Here is a 361-nt window from a genome sequence, read left to right as displayed (position 1 = left end):
CCAAATTCAAGGGTTCTTTGAAAAGCCGGTGGATCACTTATTTGCATCTACCATCTTTTTGCCTTACTTAAGGAGTTTAAATTTGCCAAATTTAACTATTGCTTCGCCAGATATGGGAGGTTCAAAAAGAGCTTATGCCTATTCTAAGGCACTGGAAAGCGATGTGGTAATATGTTATAAGCAGCGCGCGAAGGCCAATGTGATTTCCCATATGGAATTGATTGGGGATGTTACTGGTAAAAATGTTGTGCTGGTTGACGACATGGTAGATACAGCAGGAACTTTAACTAAAGCTGCAGATTTGATGATAGAAAGAGGAGCACTTAGTGTAAGGGCTATTTGTACGCACCCCATATTGTCT

General features: G+C 40.4%; 1 protein-coding gene. It reads left to right on the top strand.

Features of this window, described 5'->3' with window-relative positions; genetic code table 11:
• Nucleotides 1-4 precede the first annotated feature (4 nt).
• A partial coding sequence (prs, locus tag H4O21_RS28480) for a ribose-phosphate diphosphokinase (protein ID WP_502243757.1) occupies nucleotides 5-361 on the top strand: 357 nt, incomplete at its 3' end.

Source organism: Oceanospirillum sediminis, from assembly GCF_014164585.1.
Classification (GTDB): Bacteria; Pseudomonadota; Gammaproteobacteria; order Pseudomonadales; family Halomonadaceae; genus Oceanospirillum; species Oceanospirillum sediminis.
The sequence above is the reverse complement of the archived record's forward strand: the minus strand, read 5'-3'. Positions and strand labels throughout refer to the sequence as shown.